The following is a 21,620-nucleotide window of genomic DNA, read 5'->3' as shown; positions in this document are numbered from 1 at the left end:
GGAGGGGCTCCCGATCAGAATACGAAGTCAAGCGCTGCCGCAACCACGGTCACGCTGTTGGTGATGCCGGCGGCCGGCTGGACGAAGATCAGCGAACCGGACTTGACCTTGGGTTTGACGCGGTCGACCTGGACCTTCAGCGCCACGTTCTTGGCGAAGTCCCAGCGCACGCCGATCAGGTCCGAGCTTTGCTCGGTGCTGGGCAGCAGGCCGCGCACGGCCGCGCCCAGCGGGTGGGCCGCTGGCAGCGTGGCGGGCACGGTGACGGAGGTGCCGGCGCCGGTGACGGCCGCGTGGGCGTAGTACGGCAGCACCTTGCCGACGCGGTAGCCAGCCAGCGCGTACCAGGCGTTGGTGTCAGGCACGTACGCGGGCTCTTTGTCGCGGCGCTGGGCGTACTCCGATTGCAGCAGGATGTTGTTCCAGTCCATCGTCACACCGATCGACGTGAAGGCGATCTTTTTGCCCGGGGTCAGGCTCAGGTCGTGGGCCAGGGTCGGGAAGCCGCTCTTGGCCAGCAGGTTGGTCAGGTTGTTGATCGGGGTCAGGTCGTTGGTGGTGAGCTTGGCGCGCGCATGGGCCAGGCGGACCAGGAACGGACCGTATTCAGCCGAGACGCTGATGCCGCCGGCCGGAGCGCGGTAGGTGGCCACGGAACCGGCGCCGGTCGGAATGAACAGCTTGCCGCGGCTGGTACCGATGAAGGCCTGGGTGCTGAAGTTGATGTCGCCGAACGCGTGCTGGTAATTGACGTCGGCGCCGTCCACGTTCTCGATCGGGTTCTGGCCGTACAGTTCGATCGGCGGACGCATCATCGTGTTGGCATAGCCCACGTTCTGATAGTCGGAGATCAGGAAGGTGGGCACCACCACGCGGCCCACGCGCACGTTCAGCTCATCGTTGATCTTGTACTTCAGGAAGGCCCAGGTCAGGTCGGTGGTGAAGCTGGTGCTGGTGTTCTTGCGGGTCAGCACTTGCGCCGTGCCCGACAGCTGCTCGTTGAATTTGTACGTCGCCTGCAGGCCGAGGTTGCTGTCCAGGCCGATGCGGGCCTTGTCGGACACGCCTTCAGCCTGGTTGTACCGGGCGAACTGGGCCTGGTCCGTGTTGCTCTTGGCGACGCCCAGCGTGCCGAAGCCGCTGATGCTCAGATTGCCGTCGTCCATGGTGCCCGCTTGCGCTTGCAACACACCGAAGGCGGCCAGGATGCTTGCTACTAACAGTTGTTTTTTCATTCTATGGATTCCGTTGAGTTCTTTATTCGTTCTAGTTCTTGTCGGCGCTCTGTCGTATGGCGCAGCCCGCCTGTCGGTCGCGGCACGCTTGTAGCGTACGCAGCCGACACCTTAGACTAATTTCCGTACGGCATCTGTTGTTCAAATGGGAAATAGAATGAGTGTTCTATTATTAATGTGGTTTATCGACCAAAAAACGCCGGCATTGGCCTGTCGGTATCGATAAGTTATTGATATTGAATGTTTTTTTGATATTTAAGGCGACCCACGGCGCAACCAGGCGCGGCTAGAATAGATTTGTAACTACTGGTTAATGTCGGGGCGGCCGCATTGCTAGCGGCGCCAGCGCCGCGCAGACGAACTGGCACGCCAGGGATTACAATAGCGGCTACCTTTTTCCCTCCATCCCTAGCACGAGAACATACTATGGCCGTCAACTCCCCCAAGCCCACCGCCGCTGACCTCAAGCCCGTCGCGGGTGTCGACATCGGTTACGCCGAAGCCGGCATCAAAAAGCCCAACCGCAAGGACGTGCTGGTATTGCAGGTGGCGCCGGGCGCCACGGTGGCCGGGGTGTTCACGCTGAACCGTTTCTGCGCCGCGCCGGTCCAGGTGGCCAAGGCCCACCTGGCGGCCGTGCAAGCCGGCGGCAAGGCTATCCGCGCGCTGATGGTCAATACCGGCAACGCCAACGCCGGCACCGGCGAGGCTGGCCTGGCCGCCGCCAACGCCAGCTGCGCGGCCCTGGCCGGCCTGCTCGGTTGCGAGGCGCAGCAGATCCTGCCGTTCTCCACCGGCGTGATTCTGGAACAACTGCCGGTCGACAAGATCGTGGCCGGCCTGCCGCAAGCCGTGGCCAGCCTGACGGCGGACAACTGGTACAACGCGGCCGAAGCCATCATGACCACCGACACCCAGCCCAAGGCCGCTTCGCGCAGCGTCAACGTGGCTGGCCATCATGTCACGCTGACGGGCATCAGCAAGGGCGCCGGCATGATCAAGCCGAATATGGCCACCATGCTGGGCTTCCTGGCGTTCGACGCCAAGGTGGCCCAGCCGGTGCTGGACGTGCTGGTCAAGCAGGTGGCCGACGTCAGCTTCAATTGCATCACCATCGACGGCGACACCTCCACCAACGATTCCTTCATGCTGATCGCCACCGGCGCCGGCACGCTGGAAGTGAACGCGGTCGACAGCCCTGAATATGTGACGCTGGCGGCGGCCGTGACGGAACTGGCGCTGTTCCTGGCGCAAGCCATCGTGCGCGACGGCGAAGGCGCCACCAAGTTCATCACCGTCACCGTGGAAGGCGGCAAGGACGTGGCCGAATGCCGCAAGATCGCTTATTCGATCGGCCACTCGCCGCTGGTCAAGACCGCCTTCTTCGCTTCCGACCCTAACCTGGGCCGCATCCTGGCCGCCATCGGCTACGCCGGCGTGGACGACCTCGACGTGAGCAAGCTCAATCTGTACCTGGATGACGTGTGGGTGGCCAAGGATGGCGGCCGCAATCCCGACTACAAGGAAGAGGATGGCCAGCGTGTGATGTCGCAAAGCGAGATCACGGTGCGCGTCAAGCTGGCGCGCGGCGCGGCCGCCGCCACCGTCTACACCTGCGACCTGTCGCACGACTACGTGACCATCAACGCCGACTACCGTTCCTGATCATGAGCACGCCACTCGAACAGTTCCTGGTGCGGGCCGAGGCGCTGCTGCAGCGGGTCGAGGCCATCCTGCCGCAAACGCCGCGCGCGCCGGACTGGCGGCTGGGCTATGCCTACCGCTGGCGCCGCCACCACAGCGGCGCCAGCTATCTGCAGGCGGTGGCGCACGCTTCGACCATCGCGCTGTCCGACCTGCACAACATCGGCCCGCAAAAGGCCCAGATCGAACAGAATACCCGCCAGTTCGTGGCTGGCCGTCCGGCCAACAACGTGCTGCTGACGGGCGCGCGCGGCACCGGCAAGTCGTCGCTGATCAAGGCTTGTTTGAACCAGTTCGCGGCCGATGGCCTGCGTTTGATCGAAGTGGACAAGGCCGACCTGGCTGAACTGCCCGACATCGTCGATCTGGTGGCGGGCCGGCCTGAGCGCTTCATCATCTTCTGCGACGACTTGTCGTTCGAGGAAGGCGAGAGCGGCTACAAGGCGCTCAAGGTGGCGCTGGACGGCAGCGTGGCCGCGCAATCGGACAACGTGCTGATCTACGCCACCTCCAACCGCCGTCACCTGATGCCCGAGCGCATGTCCGACAACGCCAGCTACCAGCATGACGAGGATGGCGATCTGCATCCGGGCGAGACGGTGGAGGAAAAGATTTCGCTGTCCGAGCGCTTCGGCCTGTGGCTGTCGTTCTACCCGTTCAAGCAGGACGATTACCTGGACATCGTGGCCCACTGGCTGACCTCGTTCGGCTGCGACGCGGCCCAGATCGCGGCCGCCCGCGCCGACGCCTTGCGCTGGGCCTTGCAGCGCGGTTCCCGTTCGGGCCGGGTGGCGTGGCAGTTCGCCAAGGATTACGCGGGCAAGCTGCCGCAGGACGGCGCGGCATGAGCGGCGCGCCAGCGCGTCCGATCGACGTGGCCGTCGGCATCCTGGTCCGGCCCAACGGCGATGTGCTGCTGGGCCAGCGTCCGGCCGACAAGCCTTACGACGGTTACTGGGAATTTCCCGGCGGTAAAGTCGATCCGGGCGAGACGGTGTTCGAAGCGCTCCAGCGTGAATTCGTCGAGGAACTGGGGCTGACCATCCGCAGCGCCGACGAATGGTGCGGCATCGAGCATGTGTATCCGCATGCCCACGTGCGGCTGCATTTCTTCATCAGCCGCGACTGGGAAGGCGAGCCGCAAAGCCTGGAAGGGCAGGCGTTCGCCTGGCAGGGCGCGGTGGGCGTGGAGCCGCTGCTGCCGGCCACCATCCCATTGCTGGAGTGGCTGGAGCAGGTACGCTACACCTGAGCTTTGGAGCGACCTTACTCTTGGTCGAGCGGATCGACGGGGGGCGCGGCAGGGATGGTGTATTTTTCCTCGGCCCAGGCGCCCAGGTCGATTTTCTTGCAGCGTTCCGAGCAGAACGGGCGGAATTTGTTCTCCGGCTTCCATTCCACTTTGGCGCCGCAGGTGGGGCAATCTACTACAGTCATGGCATTCAATTAAAAGTTACAGAGCGTGAGCTCGAAGGGGACGTCGTCTTCCAGCGGCTTCGGTTTCAAGTCGCCGCCCTGGGTGGTGAAGCGCACCCACAGCATGTATTTGTTGGCTGAAATTTCAGGGATGGCGCCCAGCGATTCGTCCAGCGTCAGGCGCAGCATCTGGTACACCTTACCTTGCAACATCTGCTGGTAGCTGCCGGCGGCGGCGATCATCTTGACCGGACCACCGGAGTCGCGCAGCAAACGCAGCACCAGGGCCAGCGCGTCGAACAGGGGCGCCAGCGGCGCGAACCAGTTGGCGATGTCGTTGAAGCGCTGTTCGGCGCTGCGCTGCTGCCAGGCGTAGTAGGACGGCAGGTCGAATTCGCAGGCGCCGCCGGGGATGATGGTACGGCCGCGGATCGACATCAGCCATTCATTGTCGCGCACGTTCTGCCCGGTCTTGCCCTGGGCCGCCACCAGCGCGCTGCTGACGGTGTCCAGCTCGCCCAGGATGGCGTCCAGCGTTTCGGCCTGGACGTTGGGATTCATGCGGTAGCCCAGCAGGCTCTGGCGCTGGCGTTCCAGCTCTTGCAGCAGATCCGACTTCAAGTCGGCCCGTCCCGCCACTTCCAGCATGTCGAAAATGGTGGCCAGCGCGACATGGTGCTGCATCGGATGTTCTTGGTGCACAAAGAACTTGAATTTCTCGTACAGGTCCTCCAACCGCAACAGGGTACGTATGCGTTCGTTGAAAGGATATTCGTAGACGATCAAAATAACATCCCTCTATGTGTGGACCCGCTGGTAATCCCGTGATTTTGAAGCAAGCGAAGCAAAATTACAAACGTTGGGAACCGTTTGTCGCGGTTCCGTTCGAAAAAGTCAGATATAACTGGTGCAGACGGTCGATTTGGGGCGTCAGGGCGGCCAGGCCGGCGTCGTTGACGATCACGTCGTCGGCCGCGTCGAGCCGGGCCTGGCGCGTGGCCTGGGCCGCCATGATGGCCCGGACTTGCGCTTCTGGCAACTTGTTGCGCGCCATTACGCGGGCGATCTGGACCGTTTCCGGGCAGTCTACCGCAAGCACCCGCGACACCCGCGCACGCCATGTGCCCGACTCCACCAGCAGCGGGATGGCCAGCATCACATAACAGCCGCTGGCGGCGGCCGTGGCCGCCTCCGTCTCGGCCCGTATGCGCGGGTGCAGGATGGCTTCCAGCCGAGCCTTGGCGCCGGCGTCGGCGAACACCAGCTGGCGCATGCGGGCCCGGTCCAGCGCGCCGGCCGCGTCCGCGTACTCGGGGCCGAACTGGGCCACGATGTCGGCCATGGCGGCACCGCCGGGCGCCGTCAGGCGATGGGCGATCTGGTCGGTGTCGACCACGCTCACGCCGCGCGCGGCGAACAAGTCCGCCACCGTGCTCTTGCCGCTGCCGATGCCGCCCGTCAGGCCCACCGTGAAACGTGGCGCTGCGCCCATGTCAGCCCAGCAGGCCGGACGTGAAGCCCGACAGTTGTTTGTCGTACAGCAGGGCGATCAGGCCGGCGGCCGCCAGGTAGGGGCCGAACGGAATCGGGTTGTGGCGGCCATGGCGGGCGAACACGATCAGGCAGATGCCGACCACGGCGCCCACCACGGACGACAACAGGATGATGGCCGGCAGCATGCTCCAGCCCATCCAGGCGCCCAGCGCGGCCAGCAGCTTGAAGTCGCCGTAGCCCATGCCTTCCTTGCCGGTGGCCAGCTTGAACAGCCAGTAGATCGACCACAGCGCCAGGTAGCCGGCCGCCGCGCCGATCACGGCGTCCTGCAGCGGCACGAAGGTGGCGTTGACGTTGAGCAGCAGGCCGGCCCACAGCAGCGGGAAGGTGAGGTCGTCCGGCAGCATCTGGGTGTCGAAGTCGATGAAGGTCATGGCCACCAGCGCGCACACGAAGAAGATGGCGGCCAGCCCGGCCCAGCCGCTGCCGAAGTGCCACACCATCACGGCCGACAGCACGCCCGTCAGCAACTCCACGGCCGGGTAGCGGGCCGAGATCGGCGCCTTGCAGGCACGGCACTTGCCGCCCTGGACCAGGTAGCTCAGCACCGGGATGTTTTCCAGCGCCGTGATCTGGTGTCCGCAGTGGGGGCAGGCGGAACGGGGCACGACCAGGTTGTAGCGGTCCGTGTGGGGCGGCTCCTTGCCGCTTTCCGTGGCCACGTAGTTGTCCGATTCGCGCTGCATCATTTTCGGCAGGCGGTGGATCACGACGTTGAGGAAACTGCCGAACATGAGGCCGAACAGGCCGGCGATCAGGCTGATGAAGAGGTTGGCGGGCGGGGCGAAGAACAGGGTAGCTTGGGGCATGGCGTGTTGCGCCCTGGGGGCGTCGTTATTGTCACGGGTCGAGTGTAAAGCATTCCGGCACGCGATGGGGGACGGGGCCGGCACGCGGCCCCTTCCCGCCATCGTGGCGCCGTCAAACGACGGAGCCGAGCTTGAAGATGGGCAGGTACATGGCGATCACCAGGCCGCCGATCAGCACGCCCAGGATCACCATGATCATCGGTTCCATCAGGCTCGACAGCGAAGCGACGGCGTCATCCACTTCCTCCTCGTAGAAGTCGGCCACTTTGCCCAGCATGGCGTCCAGCGAACCGGATTCCTCGCCGATGGCCACCATCTGCGTCACCATGTTGGGGAACACGTCGGCGTTCTGCATGGCCACCGTCAGGCTGACACCCGTGCTGACCTCGCTCTGGATGCGGCGCGTGGCGTCCAGGTAGACGGCGTTGCCGGCCGCGCCGCCCACGGAATCGAGCGATTCGACCAGCGGCACGCCGGCCGCGAACATGGTCGCCAGGGTGCGCGTCCAGCGCGCGATGGTGGCCTTGCGGATCACGTCGCCGAACACGGGCGCCTTGAGCAGGGCCACGTCCATGAAGCGCTGCACCTTGGCCGAACGCTGCCAGGCCCGGAAGAAGAAATAGATGCCGCCGAACAGGCCGCCGAAGATCACATACCACCACTTGACGAAAAATTCCGAAATCGCCATCACGGCCAGCGTGGGCGCGGGCAGGTCGGCGCCGAAGCTCTTGAACACTTCCTTGAACGCCGGCACCACCCAGATCATGATCACGGCCGTGACGATGAAGGCCACGGCCAGGATCGACACCGGGTACATCAGGGCCGACTTGATCTTGGCCTTCATGGCCAGCGTCTTTTCCTTGTAGATCGCGAGCCGGGTCAGCAAGTCCTCCAGGATACCGGCCTGTTCGCCGGCGCCCACCAGGTTGCAGAACAGCGGGTCGAAATACAGGGGGAACTTGCGGAACGCCTGGTTCAGGCTGGTCCCGGTCTCGATATCGGCCCGCAAGTCCAGCACCAGCTTGGACACGGATGGGTTGGCGTGGCCCTTGCCGACGATGTCGAACGATTGCAGCAGCGGTACGCCCGCCTTCATCATGGTGGCCAGCTGGCGCGTGAATAGGGAGATATCCTTGTCCGTCACCTTCTTGCCGCTGCGGTAGACTTTCTTCTTGATCTTGGTGACCATGATGCCCTGGCGGCGCAGCGTGACGTTGACGACGGCCTCGCCGCCGGCGCGCAGTTCGCCGCGCACCGTCTTGCCGGTCTTGTCCTTGCCTTCCCAGGAAAAGATGGATTCCTTGATCGGGGTGCCGCTCGATGTGGCCATGGTCGCTTTCCTATTCGTTGGTGCAGCCGAGTACTTCTTCCAGGCTGGTCAGGCCGTTCTTGACCTTGACCAGGCCGGACTGGCGCAGCGACTTCACGCCCTCTGCCTCGGACTGGGCCGCGATCTGCATCGCGTTGCCGCTGGCCAGGATCAGCGCTTCGATGGCCGGCGTGATGGGCATGATCTGGTAAATGCCGACCCGGCCCTTGTAGCCGCCGCCATTGCAGCGTTCGCAGCCGACGGGGCCGTACGGCTTCCAGCTGCCGTCCAGTTCCTCGGGCCGGAAGCCGGCCTTGACCAGCAAGTCTTCCGAAATGTCCACCGGCTGCTTGCAGGTGCACAGCCGGCGCGCCAGGCGCTGGGCCGTGATCAGGATCACGGACGAGGCGATGTTGAATGGCGCCACTCCCATGTTCATCAAGCGGGTCAGGGTGGACGGGGCGTCGTTGGTGTGCAGCGTGGAAAACACCATGTGGCCGGTCTGGGCCGCCTTGATGGCGATGTCGGCCGTTTCCAGGTCGCGGATCTCGCCCACCATGATGATGTCCGGATCCTGCCGCAGGAACGACTTCAAGGCCACGGGGAAGGTCAGGCCGGCCTTGTCGTTGACGTTGACCTGGTTGACGCCCGGCAGGTTGATCTCGGCCGGGTCCTCGGCCGTGGAGATGTTGATGCCGGGCTTGTTGATCACGTTCAGACAGGTGTACAGCGACACCGTCTTGCCGGAACCGGTGGGGCCCGTCACCAGTACCATGCCGTAGGGGCGGTGGATGGCGTCCAGCAGCAGTTCCTTCTGGTCCGGGTCGTAGCCGAGCGCGTCGATGCCCATCTGGGCCTGGGTGGCGTCCAGGATACGCATCACGGTCTTTTCGCCGAACAGCGTGGGCAGGGTCGAGATGCGCAGGTCGATGGTCTTGGTGGGCGACACGATCAAGCGCATGCGGCCATCCTGCGGGATGCGCTTTTCCGAGATGTCGAGCTTGGCCAGCACCTTGATGCGCGACACCAGCTTTTCCTTGATCGAGATGGGCGGCTGGGCATGTTCGATCAGCACGCCATCGACCCGGAAGCGGATCCGGTAAAACTTCTCGAACGGCTCGAAGTGCAAGTCGGAGGCGCCCATGTTGACGGCGTCCATCAGCATCTTGTTGAGGAAGCGCACGATGGGCGCGTCCTCCACTTCGCTGGCGGCCTGGTCGGCGGCGGCCGTGGTGGGCGGATTGTCGTCCTCGGCGAACTGGATATCCTGTTCCTCGCCCGCCAGGTCGCTGAGGTTTTGCTCGGCGCTCTTGCTGAGTGCGGCCAGCAGCTTGAGCAGCGCGTCGTGGGCCACGATCACCGGTTCCACCGTCGACTCGGTCTGGAACTTGATCTGGTCCAGGGCCTGGGTGTTGGTGGGGTCGGAGATGGCGACCGACATCTTGTTGCCCCGCTTGGCCAGCGCCACCACGCGCTGGGTGTACATCAGCTTGCCGTCTATGCTCTTGGACGGCAGCGCCTCCAGGTTCAGACAGCCCAGGTCGATCAGCGGATAGCCGTAGGTTTCCGCGCAAAACGAGGCCAGCGCGGGCGCGTCGATGGTGCCGCTGGCCAGGATGGCGTCGATGAAGGGCAGCTTCTCGGTCAGCGCTTTCTTTTGCAGCGCCTCCGCCTGCTGGGCGCTCAGGCGTCCGGCTTGCATCAAGGCGCGCGCCAGCCCCGGCAAGGAGGTACTGGGCGCCGCGTTAGGAAGGACTGCTGCCATAAGAGCGCGCTGTAAGGATAGGGGTCGGGAAAGTGGAGCGGACAGGGGCGGCCTGGCCCTCAACTACCCGTCGGATAATGCCCTTAGGAAGCTGGTTTGTAAAGTAATTCGTTGCCGTGCGGCAACAATGAGTGCCGCATCGTTGCGCCGGCGGTGCGCATACGGGGCAGGGCGCCCGCAACGGCGGGGTTGCGGCGATTTTGCTCAGGCGGCGCGCTTGCTGGCAGGACGTATCAATTTCACCACTTTGATCGACTGGTGCTGCACTTGCACCACCTCGATCACGCAGTGGCCAATCTTGACGCTGATGGGGGCTTCCGGAATTTCCTGCAACAATTCCAGCATCATCCCATTCAGGGTTTTCGGACCGTCCAGTGGGAAGTTTAATCCCAGACGCTTGTTAATGTCACGCAATGCCGTGGCCCCTTCCAACAGGCATTCACCGTGCTCGTTCCAGTCGAAGCTGTCGGCGCGGGCCGCGCCGGGCATGGAGGTGGTGAACTCGCCGATCATTTCCTCGATGATGTCGTCCAGCGTGACCAGGCCCTGCACTTCGCCGTACTCGTCGACGATGATGCCCAGCCGTTCGCGGTTCTCCTGGAAGTACTGCAGCTGGGTGAACACGCGCGTGTCCTGCGGAATGAAATAGGGCGCCGTCAACAGCGCGCGGAAATGCTCCACCGTCAGTTCCTGCTCCTGGTTGAGCAGGGCCACGGCCTTGCGCACGTGCAGGATGCCGACGATCTGGTTGATCTCGCCTTCGTAGACGGGCAGCTTGTTGTGGTAGCAAGTGGTCAGTTCGTGCTTGATCTCCTCCACCGGCAAGGACAGGTCCAGCGCCTCGATCTGGGAGCGGGGCGTCATGATGTCCTCGACCGAGATGGTTTCCAGGTCGAACAGGTTGAGCAGGATGCTCTTGTGCTTTTGCGGAATGAAGTTGCCCCCTTCCAGCACGATGGAGCGCAATTCCTCGGGCGACAGGCGGGCGTCGTGCTGGTGCGCGCCATCCTTGATGCGCAGCGGCTTGAGCAGCAGGCTGACGAACAGGTTGACGAACCAGATCAGCGGCTTGGCCGCCGCCATCAGCGGTTTCAGCACCATGCTGGTGGGCAGCGCGATCTTTTCCGGATAGGTGGCGCCGATCACCTTGGGCGAGATTTCCGCGAACACGATCAGCAGGAAGGCCACGACGCTGGTGGAGATGGTGATCACGTTGTCGTCGTGGCCGAAGGTGTCGATGGCGATCGCCGTCACCAGCGCGGTGGCCATGGCGTTGATCAGGGTGTTGGCGATCAGCACCAGCGACAGCAGCTTGTCGGTGCGTTCCAGCAGCCACAACGTGGTGCTGGCGCCGCGGCTGCCCCGTTTGGCCAGGTGGCGCAAACGGTGGCGGTTGGCCGCCATCAGGGCCGTTTCGGCCATCGCGAAAAAGGCCGAACACAGTATCAGGAGAGCGAGCGCAAGCAATTGCACCCAGAACGGCACGGTATCCAAGTGTCAACGTCAAGAATCTTGCATGGGGAAACTGGCCGGCATACAGCGGCGCGGAGCCAGGGCGGGCTGGCCCGGAACGCGGCCATGGAGTTCTGGATTCTAAGGCAAGGGCGGTAGCGATGCAAGTTTGCCAGCCTGGTCCGGTTGGCCGGGCGGCGGCGCACCCAGCGTCAGATAACCCATCACGGCGTCGGTGATGGCTTGTCCGATGGCGGCCAGCGGAAACGGCGGCGCGCCGATGACGGCCGCATGCACCATCGATTCCATGATGTGCAGGATGGTCCAGGTGGCCAGGTCCAGGTCGCGCGGCGCGATCTGTGCGCGCCACAGGTCCAGCAGCGCGCGCACCCGCTGGAAGATGCCCAGGTCGGCCGCGTCGTCCGATTGGGGTGCGTCGAAATAGGGGAATTCCCGTTCCAGCATCTTGTGCAGGTCCGGCTCCAGCAGGTGCGCCGCCAGCAGGGCCCGCACCATGGCGTCGATCTGCGCGCGCAGCGTGCCGCCTTTTAGCGGTATGTGAGCAATTGCTCATATTCTTTTACTGCAAGCTCGGCTTGAACACGCTGGTGGTGGGCGTGGTGGCCGGCGCCCAGTTCGTCGCGGCCCTGCTCACGCGGGCCTGGGCCGGGGCGCTGGCCAAAGTGGCGCTGGTGTGCGTGCGGATTGAAGTCGGTGGCCAGCTGTGCATCTGGCAGGCCGGGGCGCCCGCGCTGGTCTACCTGGGGGCGGCGCTGACGGGCTTCGGTTATTCGCTGGCCGTTCCTGGCTTTGGTGTGGAAGCCGTCAAGCGCCCCCCGCCGCAAAGCCGGGGCGCGGCCATGGGCACCTATGTCGCCTTCCTCGACCTGTCGCTGGGCATCACGAGCCCGCGGGCGGGCGCCACGGGCGGCCTGAGGCCGCCGCCCGGTCTGCATCAAGGCAAGGTGGAACCCGTCGTCGCGGTGGTGCGGCGCTGACAGGCTAGCCTGGAGATCACCGCCACGAGCCGGTCAATTTCCCCGTAGGTGTTGTAGAACGCCAGCGAAGGCCGCACTGTCGTCTCGACACCGAAGCGCCGCAGTATCGGTTGCGCGCAATGGTGGCCGGTTCGCACTGCGATGCCTTCTTCGTTGAGCGCCTTCCCCACCTCCTCGGTGGTATAGCCATCCAGCACAAACGACATCACACTGGCTTTGTCCGACGCCGTGCCGATCAAGCGCACACCAGGGATCGGCTTCAGATGATGGGTTCCGTACTCCAGCAATTGATGCTCGTAGCGTGCGATGTTGTCGATGCCGATGCGGGTGACGTAATCGATTGCGGCGCCCAGGCCGACGGCGTCGGCGATGTTGCCGGTGCCTGCCTCGAACTTGTTCGGTATCGCCTGGTAGACGGTCTTTTCAAAGGTCACGTCGGCGATCATGTTACCGCCACCCTGCCATGGAGGCATCTGTTCCAGCACCGCGCGCTTGCCCCACAACGCCCCGATGCCTGTCGGGCCAAAGACTTTATGGCCGGAGAACACGAAGAAATCCGCGTCCAGGTCTTGCACGTCGATGCGCATGTGCGACACCGATTGCGCGCCGTCCACCAGCGTTTTTGCGCCCACACCACGCGCCAATGCAATGATTTGCTTAACCGGCGTAATCGTACCCAGGGCATTCGATACTTGTGTGATCGACACCAGCTTGGTGCGGCTATTGAGCAGCTTGCGATATTCGTCCAGCAGTACCTGGCCGCTGTCGTCCACCGGAATCACGCGCAGCTTCGCGCCCTTGGCGGCGGCCAATTGCTGCCACGGGACGATATTGGCGTGGTGCTCCAGGTGGGAAACGATGATCTCGTCTCCCTCGCCGATGTGCTGCGCGCCCCAGCTCTTGGCCACCAGGTTGATGGCCTCGGTGGTGCCGCGCACAAAGATCACTTCATTGACGTCCGGTGCGTTGATGAAGCGCCGGACACGCTCCCGCGCGCCTTCATAGGCATCGGTGGCGCGCGCCGCCAGTGCGTGCGCGGCCCGGTGTATGTTGGAGTTTTCGTGCGCGTAGAAGTGGCTGATGCGATCAATCACCGTTTGCGGTTTATGCGTGGTCGCCGCGTTGTCCAGCCACACCAGCTGACGGCCATTGATGCGCTCTTGCAAAATCGGGAAATCGCGCCGTACCGCGTGCACGTCGAATGGTGGTTGGCGGTCCCAGCCGGCAGTTTGGCTGGATGCGGCCGGCGCGGCCGATGTACCTGGCCATTCGTTGAGGAAGTAATAGCTTGGAGCATCCGCCTGGCGCTGGCCGGCGAGCCCCAAGGGCGCAATACCCAGCAAGGCACCACCGCCACGCGGCTCATAGGCTGGCACGGCGCCATGGATTTTGTCGGGCACACCGTTGCCCGCCAGCGCTGCCGGCGCCAAGGCCGGCATGCGGTTGGCTAACGAGGGAACTTGCGTCGGCGAGGCGGGAATCAGATTGGATCCCGGTGCCTGGCCTTGCGGCATCGGCGTGCCGGGCACACCCGGCCCCAGACCGGCCGGGCTGGCCAGGGGCGAGCCGGCAGGTGCGATATTGGCGGGCGCTTGTACGCCTGGAGCGCCCGCCGGCGTGGCAAACGGTCGCGCGGCGAATAAATCGTTCGCCATGCGCGTCAACAGCGCCAGGTCGAACGGCGCGCCGGACGGCTCCGGCAAGGTTGGAGATGGAAGACTCACGGCATCTCCTTACTTATAGGTGTCCGCGTAATCGTGGTATTTGCCGATCTCCACATCGTCCAGCACAGCCAAGGCATCTGGCGTCAATACCGCCAGCGAACAGTAGAGTGAAATCAGGTAAGACGAAATGGCTTGGTTGTTGATGCCCATGAAACGCACCGACAAGCCTGGACTCTGCTCTCCCGGCAGCCCCGGCTGGTACAGGCCCACCACCCCTTGGCGCTTATCGCCCACGCGCAGCAGCAGAATCTTGGATTTACCATCGGCCACTGGAATCTTATCCGATGGAATGAGCGGAATGCCGCGCCAGGTGATGAACTGGGAACCAAACAGGCTGATCGTGGGAGGCGGCGTGCCACGGCGGGTCGCCTCGCGGCCAAATGCGGCGATCGCCAAGGGGTGGGCCAGGAAAAACGCGGGTTCTTTCCACACCTTGGTCAGCAATTCGTCCAGGTCGTCCGGCGTCGGCGCACCCGTCAGCGGGAAAATGCGCTGCGCGTCGCTCACCTGGGACAGCAAACCGTAGTCGGGGTTGTTAATCAGCTCGCTTTCCTGATTTTCCTTGATGGTTTCTATCGTCAGGCGCAGCTGTTCCTTGATCTGGTCGTGCGGACTGCTGTACAAGTCGGACACGCGGGTATGCACATCCAGGATGGTCGAGACAGCGTTCAGGAAGTACTCGCGCGGATGGTCGTCGTAGTCGACGAAGGTGCGCGGCAACTGGTTTTCTTCCTGTCGTGCGGTGCACGTGACCTTGATCGCTTCCGGATTGCTCACCTGATTGAGGCGATAGATACCGGCCTCCACCGGCACCCATTGCAGCAGATGTGTCAGCCAGCGCGGGCTGATGGTCGACAGCTGTGGCGCGGTCTTGGTTGCATTCGCTAATTGCCGTGCCGCTTTATCGCCCAGCGCCGTGGTCCCGCCAACAGTTACCGCCATCATGACTCCCATCCAGATTAGTTAAAGAAAGTTGCGGACGTAGTGTGCAGCGCGATACTTGAGTACTCAACATGCTATAGCCATCAAGCGTGCGGCGCGGCGGCCGCCTGACGCCGGGTTTCGCCATGCATCAGCAGTTCGGACGGTGTCAGGTTCAACGCCGCCGCCAGCTTCTCGACGGTGAGCAGTGAGGCGATCGCGCTGCCGCGCTCGATCTCGCCGATATACGAGCGATTCAGGTTGGAATTTTCAGCCAGGCGCTCCTGCGACCAGCCTTGCGCTTCCCGCAATCGCCGTACGCCGAGTCCGAATTCCTGCACCAGTGGGTTGGGCAGAGCCGGTTGCGCTGTCATGTGCCACCTATGCCGTTGGCCAATGCGCCCTCGCGCGACTCGGCCTGGACAATCCGGCCACCGGGCGGTACATCGTGCGTCAGCCAGACATTGCCGCCGATGACAGCCCCTTGCCCCACCGTGATGCGCCCCAGGATCGTGGCGCCGGCATAAATCACCACGTCGTCCTCCAGCACCGGATGGCGCGGCAAGCCTTTTTGCAGCGTGCCGTGGCCATCCTTTGGGAAGCGTTTGGCGCCCAGCGTCACGGCTTGATAGACGCGCACGCGTGCGCCGATCACCGCCGTTTCACCGATCACGACGCCGGTGCCATGGTCGATGAAGAATCCTGCACCGATCCGTGCGCCAGGGTGAATGTCGATACCGGTCGTGCTGTGCGCCAGTTCACTGACGATGCGTGCCAGCAGCGGAAGGCCCAGCCCATACAGTTCATGCGCGAGCCGGTAATGAATCATCGCCAGCACCCCGGGATAGCACAACAAGACCTCGTCCACGCTGCTGGCGGCGGGATCGCCCTGGTAGGCGGCCAGCACATCGCTATCGAGCAAACGGCGAATTTCCGGTAGCGCGGCGGCGAAGCGGTGCACGATCGCCAACGCCTCCTCATCGACGGGACGGCCAGCTTCCCCGCGTAAGCCCGCGTTGTACGCCAATTCGCGGGTCACCTGTTTGAGCAAGGCATGCAGTGCGGCGTCCAGGGCATGGGCGACGTGGAAATTCTCACTTTCCTGGCGTAGGTCGAGCGGTCCCAGGCGCATGGGAAACAGCACGCCTTTCAAGCAGTCGAGGATGGCGGACAGCGCATCGCGCGACGGAAATTTTCGGTTGCCCGCTTCGCTGTTCCGGCTGTTTGACTGCCGCCAATGGTGGCGCGTTTCGTGCAACGACTGTACGATGCCCGCGATGTCGAAGGTGGCCATCGTTCAGTCCTGCACCCAAGGCAAATTGTGGAAGCGCCAGCCATCGGCCTTGCCCCGTTGTTGCCGTTCATCGATTTCACCTTCGAAGCCTTCCAGCACATTGAAGACGTGGAGCAGGCCAGCCTTGGCCGCCGCCTCCGCTGCCAGCGCGGAGCGTTTGCCGCTTCGGCACAGCAGCAATGCGACCGTTTCTTTGCCGCCGATCTTGCTTTCGAGTTCGCGGACGAAGCGGGGATTGCGAACCAGGGCGGTGCCGGTAGCCCAAGGCACGTGCAGGCTCTCGGGCACGTGGCCGACGAATTTACGCTCTTCCGTCGTGCGGACATCCACCAGCAGCGCCTGGCCGCTGATGAACAACTCCCATGCGATGGCGGGCGGGATGCCTCCCGCATAAGACAGCCCGGATAATTGAGCCTGTGTTTTAGCTGTGAGCAATTGCTCCGGCAATTCGAGTATTAATTCCGACATGGCTTACCTTTGTGACTTGGTGGCGATAGACACCAGCATACGTTTCGTTAATATCAAACGAAACGAATAAAACCAACTTCACAAAGATGGGAAATACATAAGGGCGAGAGAGTGGGGGGACCCCATTCAGCCTGGCCCCGTGACGTGGCAACTGGTGGAGTATGGGGATGCGCCGCAAGCGGTCAAGCAAGCCGTCAAATCAGATAAGGAAGCCGGACCGTCAACCGGCCGCTGACACCTGGGCCGGCTCGGCCCCAACATCCGCATCGGCCTCGGCCGCTTCATCGTCCACCGGCCGTTCCAGCGGCAGCACCACCCGGAACACGGAGCCCTTGCCCACCTCGCTGTGCACGGTGATATGGCCGCCATGCTTTTGCACGATGCCGTACGACAGCGACAAGCCCAGCCCCGTGCCCTTGCCGACCGGCTTGGTGGTGAAGAACGGTTCGAAGATGCGGCCCAGCAGTTCAGGCGGGATGCCCTTGCCGCTGTCCTCCACTTCGACCCACACGTGGCCATCGCTGCCGCCGGTGCGCACCGTGATGCGGCCGCGGTCCTCGATGGCGTGGGCGGCGTTGACGAGTAAATTCATGAATACCTGGTTCAGTTGCGACGGGAAGCACGTCACCTGGGGGATGCCGCCATATTCCTTGACCACCTCGGCCTTGTACTTGATCTCGTTCCACACCACGTTGAGGGTGCTGTCCAGCCCCTGTTCCAGGTTGGCCAGCACCAGGCCGCTGCTGTCCACGTGCGAGAAATACTTCAAGTCCTGCACGATGCGCATCACCCGCTCCAGTCCCTCGCGCGACTCGTTGAGCAGGCTGCCCAGGTCCTCGCGCATGAAGTCGGCGTCGATGTCGCGCTTGAGGCGGGCGATGGCGTCCAGTTGCCCGGGCGCCAGCGCCGCTTCGTTTTCCTCGTAGGCGTCGAGCAGGCGCAGCATGTCGCGCCCGTACTGCTGCAGCGCGTTCAGGTTGGAATTGACGAAGGCGATCGGGTTGTTGATCTCGTGCGCCACGCCAGCCGCCAGCACCCCGATCGAGGCCATCTTCTCCGATTGCAGCAACTGGTTCTGGGCTTCGTTCAGTTTGCGGATCAGCTCCTGCTGGCAAGCCTTCTCCGTCTCCAGCGTGGCGTTGGCGCGTTGCAGGTCGGCCGTGCGGCTCAGCACGCGCGCTTCCAGCTGGTCGCGCGATTCGCGCAGCGCCGCCTCGGCCCGCTGGCGCTCCGTGATGTCGGTGTAGCTGAAGACCCGGCCCACGATGCGCTCGCCCAGGTACTGCGGGCGCGCGCGGCATTCGAACACGCGGCCATCGAGCAGTTGCAGCAAGTGTTCCGTCTCGTCCTCGCTGACCACGGCGCTCAGCAGCGTGCGGCACAGGGTGCTCTCGCTCACCTGGGCCGACAGGAAGGCCAGGATGGCGCCATCGTCGCGCGTGTCCAGCAGTGCCGCCGGCACGCCCCACATATTGCTGAACAGGCGGTTCATGCTGGCGATCTTGCCTTGCCAGTCCAGCACCAGGATGCCGTTACCGGTCGATTCCAGCGTGGCGCGCAGCTGCGACAGGGTTTGTTCCAGCACGTCCTCCACCTGGCGTTCGTGGCGGATGTCGCGCGCCTGCACCAGCAGCAAGGGCGCGCCATTGTGCTCGATCACGCGCACCGACTTGGACACCGTCAGCATGCTGGCGTCGGCGCAGCGGTACTCGCCTTCCTGGGCTTCAATATCCTGGTACAGGCCGTTGCGCACGTCCTCCCAGTAGAACACGTCCGGCAGCGAACTTTCGATGTCGGTGATGGTCAAGCCGGGCAGGGCGTCCTCATGGTAGCCCAGTGCCAGTGCCACGCCGCGGTTGGCGCCGAGGATGCGCAGGCTGTGCGGTTCGACCAGCAGCATCATGTGCGGGCTGTGGTCGAGCATCAGTTGGTGGAGGCTGCGGCTGCTCATGAGGCGGCCGCCCCCTGGCCGCCCGTGCTGGCGTCGAAGTAGTAGCTGACCCGCTTGCGTGGGCTCAGGTAGCGCAACACGTCCTGCGGCACTTGCGCCGGCTTGAGCGACTTGACGATGTTGAGGCTGGATTCGCGCTCCATGTCGACCAGGATGGCTTCGTGCTTGGGCACGGCCGCGTCGTAGATGACGACGATCGGTTTCATGGGCTTGCTGGTGTTGACGGTGGCCACCATGCCCAGCACGCCGTTCGATAATTGCACCACGGTGCCGGGCGGGTAGACGCCCAGGCAGCGGATGAAGATCTGCAGCAGCTTGGGGTCGAACTTGTCGCGCTGGCGGGCGAACATCTGCGACAGCGCGTCGTGCGGGGTGAGGGCGGCCGCCAGGTGGAACGGGTTGCACAGCTCGTCGTAATGGTCGGCGATGGAGACGATGCGGGTCAGCACGCTGATGGCCTCGCCTTTGAGCCCACGGGGAAAGCCGCTGCCGTCGTACAGTTCGTGGTGGTCGCGGATGATGGCGGCCACGGCCGGCGCCAACCCCAGTTGTTTGGCCATCTCGGCGCCGTGCTCGCAGTGCATCTGGTAGGCGTTCTGCTCGGCCCGGGTGAGCGCCTCGGGTTTGTTGAGGATCTTGTCGGACACGTTCTTGTGGCCGATGTCGTGCAGCAGCGCGCCCATGCCCAGCATGGAGATCACGGCGTGCGGTAGTCCGATGTCGCGCGCGATCATCATCGACAGCATGGTCACGTTGAGCGAGTGCACATACTGTTCCTCGCCGCCCACCTTGTCGCCCATGACGTGGATCGCCAGCTCGGGTGCACACAGGATGGAATCGACGATTTGCGTTATCAGCTGGTTGGCCTGTTCCACGCTGGCGGCCGGTTTGCTGAACAGATTGGTTTCGATGGAACGGATGGTGCGGCCCGCGTCGAGAAAGGCTTTCTCGATCTGGCCCGCCTGTTCGCGCTGCTGGTTGATGCGTTCCACCATGGCGCGCTTGGCTTGCTGCATGGCGGACAGGGCCGGGGCCGGGGCCGGGGGCGGGGCGGGCGCCGGCGCGCTTGCCGCGGCGCTGTCGGCGGCGGCATCGCTGGCCAACGGTTTGGGCGTGGCGCCAGGATCGCAGAGCGCGGGACTGATGCGCACCTTGCGCAAGCCCAGGCCGCGCAGCACCTGGATCTGCTCCTCGTCCTTGATCTTGAAGTGGCTGAACGCGAATGGATGCTCGAACCACTTCAAGTCCAAGTGCACGTACAGGCCCACCCGCAACTGTTCGATGGAAATTTCGGCTTGGTCGAGCATGATTTCGCTAGCCCCCGGTGGCAACTGCACGATGGTCCGTCACTTACGGTATGCAAGCAGCGCGATACTGACTGTAGCTGCTTGCTGAACAACATCATGCTACGGAATCGGGCTTTGCGCAGCAGAGAATCGGATCATTCTTGATCGGAAGTTGGTGAGCGGCAATGCCCACGGGCACGCGGCCCGTGGCTGTTGATGCTATCAATTCGCTAGCGTTGCGTGCAGGTCGCACCGGCTGCTGCGCGCGGGGGCGGGGCGGGACGCTTAACTGCCGCGGTAGGTGGAATAAGCCCACGGCGACACCACCAGCGGCACGTGGTAATTCTGCGCCACGCTGGCGATGCCAAACGCCAGCGTGACCCGGTCGATGAAGCGGGGGGCAGGCATCTCGACGCCTTGCGCCGCGAAGTAGTCGCCCGCGTCGAACACCAGCTCGTACTGGCCCACTTGCATGGCGTCGCCTTCCAGCAGCGGGGCGCAACGGCCGTCGGCGTTGGTGACGTCCGTCTTCAGCAAGGTCTTGCCGGCCGGCCCGACGGCGTACAGCGCCACTTTCACGCCGGCGCCAGGCTTGCCGACGGTGATATCGAGCACGTGCGTACTAAGCTTACCCATGGTCTCTCCTCCATATATGTTTGGGTGGTGGTGTCTATGTAACAAATCATATACTGTGGCCGACGGAGCAATATATGATGCGCCATATATCCTTCATTGCCACTCTTTCCAGCTGACCGACGATGACCACATACGATAACTACCCGCGCGACATGATCGGCTACGGCCGCACCCCACCGCACGCCAACTGGCCGGGCAAGGCCAGGGTGGCGTTGCAGTTCGTGCTCAATTATGAGGAGGGCGGCGAGAATAACGTGCTGCATGGCGACGCCGCGTCGGAAACCTTCCTGTCGGAGATCATCGGCGCGGCCGCTTTCCCCAACCGCCACCTGAGCATGGAATCGATCTATGAATACGGCTCGCGGGCCGGCCTGTGGCGCTTGCTGCGCATGTTCGAGGAACGCAAGCTGCCGCTGACCATCTTCGGCGTGGCCATGGCGCTGAAACGCAATCCGGAAGCGGTGGCCGCGTTCCAGCAACTGGGTCATGAAATCGCCTGCCACGGCCTGCGCTGGATCACCTACCAGAACATGGACGAGGCCACGGAACGGGAGCACATGCGCGAAGCGGTGGCCATCATCAAGGACTTGACGGGCGCCGCGCCGCAAGGCTGGTACACGGGCCGCGACTCGCCCAACACCCGCAAGCTGGTGGTGGAACACGGCGGCTTCCGCTATGACGCCGATTATTACGGCGATGACCTGCCGTTCTGGCAGAAGGTGGACTACACCGACGCCAGCGGCCAGGCGGCCGTGGCGCCGCAACTGATCGTGCCCTACACGCTCGATACCAACGACATGCGCTTCGCCGCCATGCAGGGCTTCAACTCGGGCACCCAGTTCTTCGACTACCTGAAGGACGCGTTCGACGTGCTGTACGCGGAAGGCGACCCGAACGGCTTGAACCAGCCGAAGATGCTGTCGATCGGCCTGCACTGCCGGCTGGTGGGCCGGCCGGCCCGCGCCGCCGCGCTGGCGCGCTTCCTCGACTACGTGCAAAGCCATGACCAGGTGTGGATCACGCGCCGCATCGACATCGCCGAGCACTGGCACACTTACCATCCGTTTTCAGGTTGACCTCCGGTTGAGAGGTGAAGGG

21 protein-coding genes and 1 pseudogene are annotated in these 21,620 nt (G+C 63.8%); 5 read left to right on the top strand and 17 right to left on the bottom strand.

Going from position 1 to position 21,620, the window contains the following annotated elements:
* Positions 1 to 14 precede the first annotated feature (14 nt).
* The gene (locus tag H3H39_RS15230) at positions 15 to 1,235 is read right to left on the bottom strand and encodes a porin (RefSeq protein ID WP_182154243.1); all 1,221 of its coding nucleotides are present in this window, start codon (positions 1,233 to 1,235) and stop codon (positions 15 to 17) included.
* Positions 1,236 to 1,661: 426 nt separating this feature from the next.
* On the opposite strand from H3H39_RS15230, the gene argJ reads away from it, so the two are divergent.
* From argJ to H3H39_RS15215, 3 genes are read left to right on the top strand one after another with little or no spacing between them, the layout of a single operon-like run.
* Positions 1,662 to 2,900 carry a bifunctional glutamate N-acetyltransferase/amino-acid acetyltransferase ArgJ gene (gene argJ, locus H3H39_RS15225; protein ID WP_182154242.1) on the top strand — a complete coding sequence of 413 codons (1,239 nt, stop codon included), beginning with the start codon at positions 1,662 to 1,664 and terminating at the stop codon, positions 2,898 to 2,900.
* Positions 2,901 to 2,902: 2 nt separating this feature from the next.
* Entirely contained in the window at positions 2,903 to 3,787 is an 885-nt protein-coding gene (locus H3H39_RS15220; protein WP_182154241.1) for an ATP-binding protein, read from the top strand.
* Entirely contained in the window at positions 3,784 to 4,191 is a 408-nt protein-coding gene (locus H3H39_RS15215) for an NUDIX domain-containing protein (protein ID WP_182154240.1), read from the top strand. The genes H3H39_RS15220 and H3H39_RS15215 overlap by 4 nt, the downstream gene beginning before the upstream one ends.
* Positions 4,192 to 4,205: 14 nt before the next feature.
* On the opposite strand, the gene H3H39_RS15210 is transcribed toward H3H39_RS15215, so the two are convergent.
* From H3H39_RS15210 to H3H39_RS15175, 8 genes are all read right to left on the bottom strand, one after another.
* Positions 4,206 to 4,376: a DNA gyrase inhibitor YacG gene (locus H3H39_RS15210; protein ID WP_182154239.1), complete on the bottom strand. Its 171-nt coding sequence runs from the start codon at positions 4,374 to 4,376 to the stop codon at positions 4,206 to 4,208.
* A gap of 9 nt (positions 4,377 to 4,385) precedes the next feature.
* The gene (gene zapD / locus H3H39_RS15205) at positions 4,386 to 5,141 is read right to left on the bottom strand and encodes a cell division protein ZapD (RefSeq protein ID WP_182154238.1); all 756 of its coding nucleotides are present in this window, start codon (positions 5,139 to 5,141) and stop codon (positions 4,386 to 4,388) included.
* A gap of 64 nt (positions 5,142 to 5,205) precedes the next feature.
* On the bottom strand, positions 5,206 to 5,847 hold the full coding sequence (gene coaE, locus H3H39_RS15200; RefSeq protein WP_182154237.1) for a dephospho-CoA kinase: 642 nt from the start codon (positions 5,845 to 5,847) through the stop codon (positions 5,206 to 5,208).
* 1 nt (position 5,848) lies between these two features.
* The gene (locus tag H3H39_RS15195; protein WP_182154236.1) at positions 5,849 to 6,718 is read right to left on the bottom strand and encodes a prepilin peptidase; all 870 of its coding nucleotides are present in this window, start codon (positions 6,716 to 6,718) and stop codon (positions 5,849 to 5,851) included.
* A gap of 112 nt (positions 6,719 to 6,830) precedes the next feature.
* A complete protein-coding gene (locus H3H39_RS15190) occupies positions 6,831 to 8,048 on the bottom strand; it encodes a type II secretion system F family protein (protein ID WP_182154235.1) in 1,218 nt (405 codons plus the stop codon).
* Between the two features lie 10 nt (positions 8,049 to 8,058).
* Positions 8,059 to 9,792, bottom strand: a complete 1,734-nt coding sequence (gene pilB, locus H3H39_RS15185; protein ID WP_182154234.1) for a type IV-A pilus assembly ATPase PilB — start codon at positions 9,790 to 9,792, stop codon at positions 8,059 to 8,061.
* A gap of 204 nt (positions 9,793 to 9,996) precedes the next feature.
* On the bottom strand, positions 9,997 to 11,286 hold the full coding sequence (locus H3H39_RS15180) for an HlyC/CorC family transporter (RefSeq protein ID WP_182154233.1): 1,290 nt from the start codon (positions 11,284 to 11,286) through the stop codon (positions 9,997 to 9,999).
* A 99-nt stretch (positions 11,287 to 11,385) separates the two neighbouring features.
* Complete coding sequence (locus H3H39_RS15175) at positions 11,386 to 11,760, bottom strand: hypothetical protein (protein ID WP_182154232.1); 375 nt, start codon at positions 11,758 to 11,760, stop codon at positions 11,386 to 11,388.
* Positions 11,761 to 11,810: 50 nt separating this feature from the next.
* On the opposite strand from H3H39_RS15175, the gene H3H39_RS28515 reads away from it, so the two are divergent.
* A complete protein-coding gene (locus H3H39_RS28515; RefSeq protein ID WP_375540433.1) occupies positions 11,811 to 12,242 on the top strand; it encodes an MFS transporter in 432 nt (143 codons plus the stop codon).
* Here the strand turns inward: H3H39_RS28515 and H3H39_RS15165 are convergent.
* From H3H39_RS15165 to uraH, 8 genes and pseudogenes are all read right to left on the bottom strand, one after another.
* Complete coding sequence (locus H3H39_RS15165; protein ID WP_182154452.1) at positions 12,200 to 13,897, bottom strand: family 2A encapsulin nanocompartment cargo protein cysteine desulfurase; 1,698 nt, start codon at positions 13,895 to 13,897, stop codon at positions 12,200 to 12,202. The genes H3H39_RS28515 and H3H39_RS15165 overlap by 43 nt on opposite strands.
* Positions 13,898 to 13,975: 78 nt before the next feature.
* Positions 13,976 to 14,908, bottom strand: coding sequence for a family 2A encapsulin nanocompartment shell protein (locus tag H3H39_RS15160; RefSeq protein ID WP_182154451.1), 933 nt, complete (start codon positions 14,906 to 14,908; stop codon positions 13,976 to 13,978).
* Between the two features lie 66 nt (positions 14,909 to 14,974).
* Positions 14,975 to 15,261 (bottom strand): annotated as a pseudogene (locus H3H39_RS15155) (helix-turn-helix domain-containing protein).
* On the bottom strand, positions 15,258 to 16,181 hold the full coding sequence (gene epsC, locus H3H39_RS15150; RefSeq protein ID WP_182154230.1) for a serine O-acetyltransferase EpsC: 924 nt from the start codon (positions 16,179 to 16,181) through the stop codon (positions 15,258 to 15,260). The pseudogene H3H39_RS15155 and the gene epsC overlap by 4 nt, the downstream one beginning before the upstream one ends.
* A gap of 3 nt (positions 16,182 to 16,184) precedes the next feature.
* Positions 16,185 to 16,649, bottom strand: a complete 465-nt coding sequence (locus H3H39_RS15145; protein WP_182154229.1) for a rhodanese-like domain-containing protein — start codon at positions 16,647 to 16,649, stop codon at positions 16,185 to 16,187.
* 220 nt (positions 16,650 to 16,869) lie between these two features.
* The gene (locus H3H39_RS15140) at positions 16,870 to 18,600 is read right to left on the bottom strand and encodes a PAS domain-containing sensor histidine kinase (RefSeq protein ID WP_182154228.1); all 1,731 of its coding nucleotides are present in this window, start codon (positions 18,598 to 18,600) and stop codon (positions 16,870 to 16,872) included.
* On the bottom strand, positions 18,597 to 19,907 hold the full coding sequence (locus tag H3H39_RS15135; RefSeq protein ID WP_182154227.1) for a cyclic di-GMP phosphodiesterase: 1,311 nt from the start codon (positions 19,905 to 19,907) through the stop codon (positions 18,597 to 18,599). The genes H3H39_RS15140 and H3H39_RS15135 overlap by 4 nt, the downstream gene beginning before the upstream one ends.
* 264 nt (positions 19,908 to 20,171) lie before the next feature.
* Complete coding sequence (gene uraH / locus H3H39_RS15130; RefSeq protein ID WP_182154226.1) at positions 20,172 to 20,522, bottom strand: hydroxyisourate hydrolase; 351 nt, start codon at positions 20,520 to 20,522, stop codon at positions 20,172 to 20,174.
* A gap of 122 nt (positions 20,523 to 20,644) precedes the next feature.
* Between uraH and puuE the strand changes: the two genes are divergently transcribed.
* Complete coding sequence (gene puuE / locus H3H39_RS15125) at positions 20,645 to 21,598, top strand: allantoinase PuuE (RefSeq protein ID WP_182154225.1); 954 nt, start codon at positions 20,645 to 20,647, stop codon at positions 21,596 to 21,598.
* Positions 21,599 to 21,620: the final 22 nt, after the last annotated feature.

Origin of the sequence: Rugamonas apoptosis (assembly GCF_014042355.1) — a bacterium.
GTDB lineage: Bacteria > Pseudomonadota > Gammaproteobacteria > Burkholderiales > Burkholderiaceae_D > Rugamonas > Rugamonas apoptosis.
This window is presented reverse-complemented; position numbering and strand designations above follow the sequence as displayed.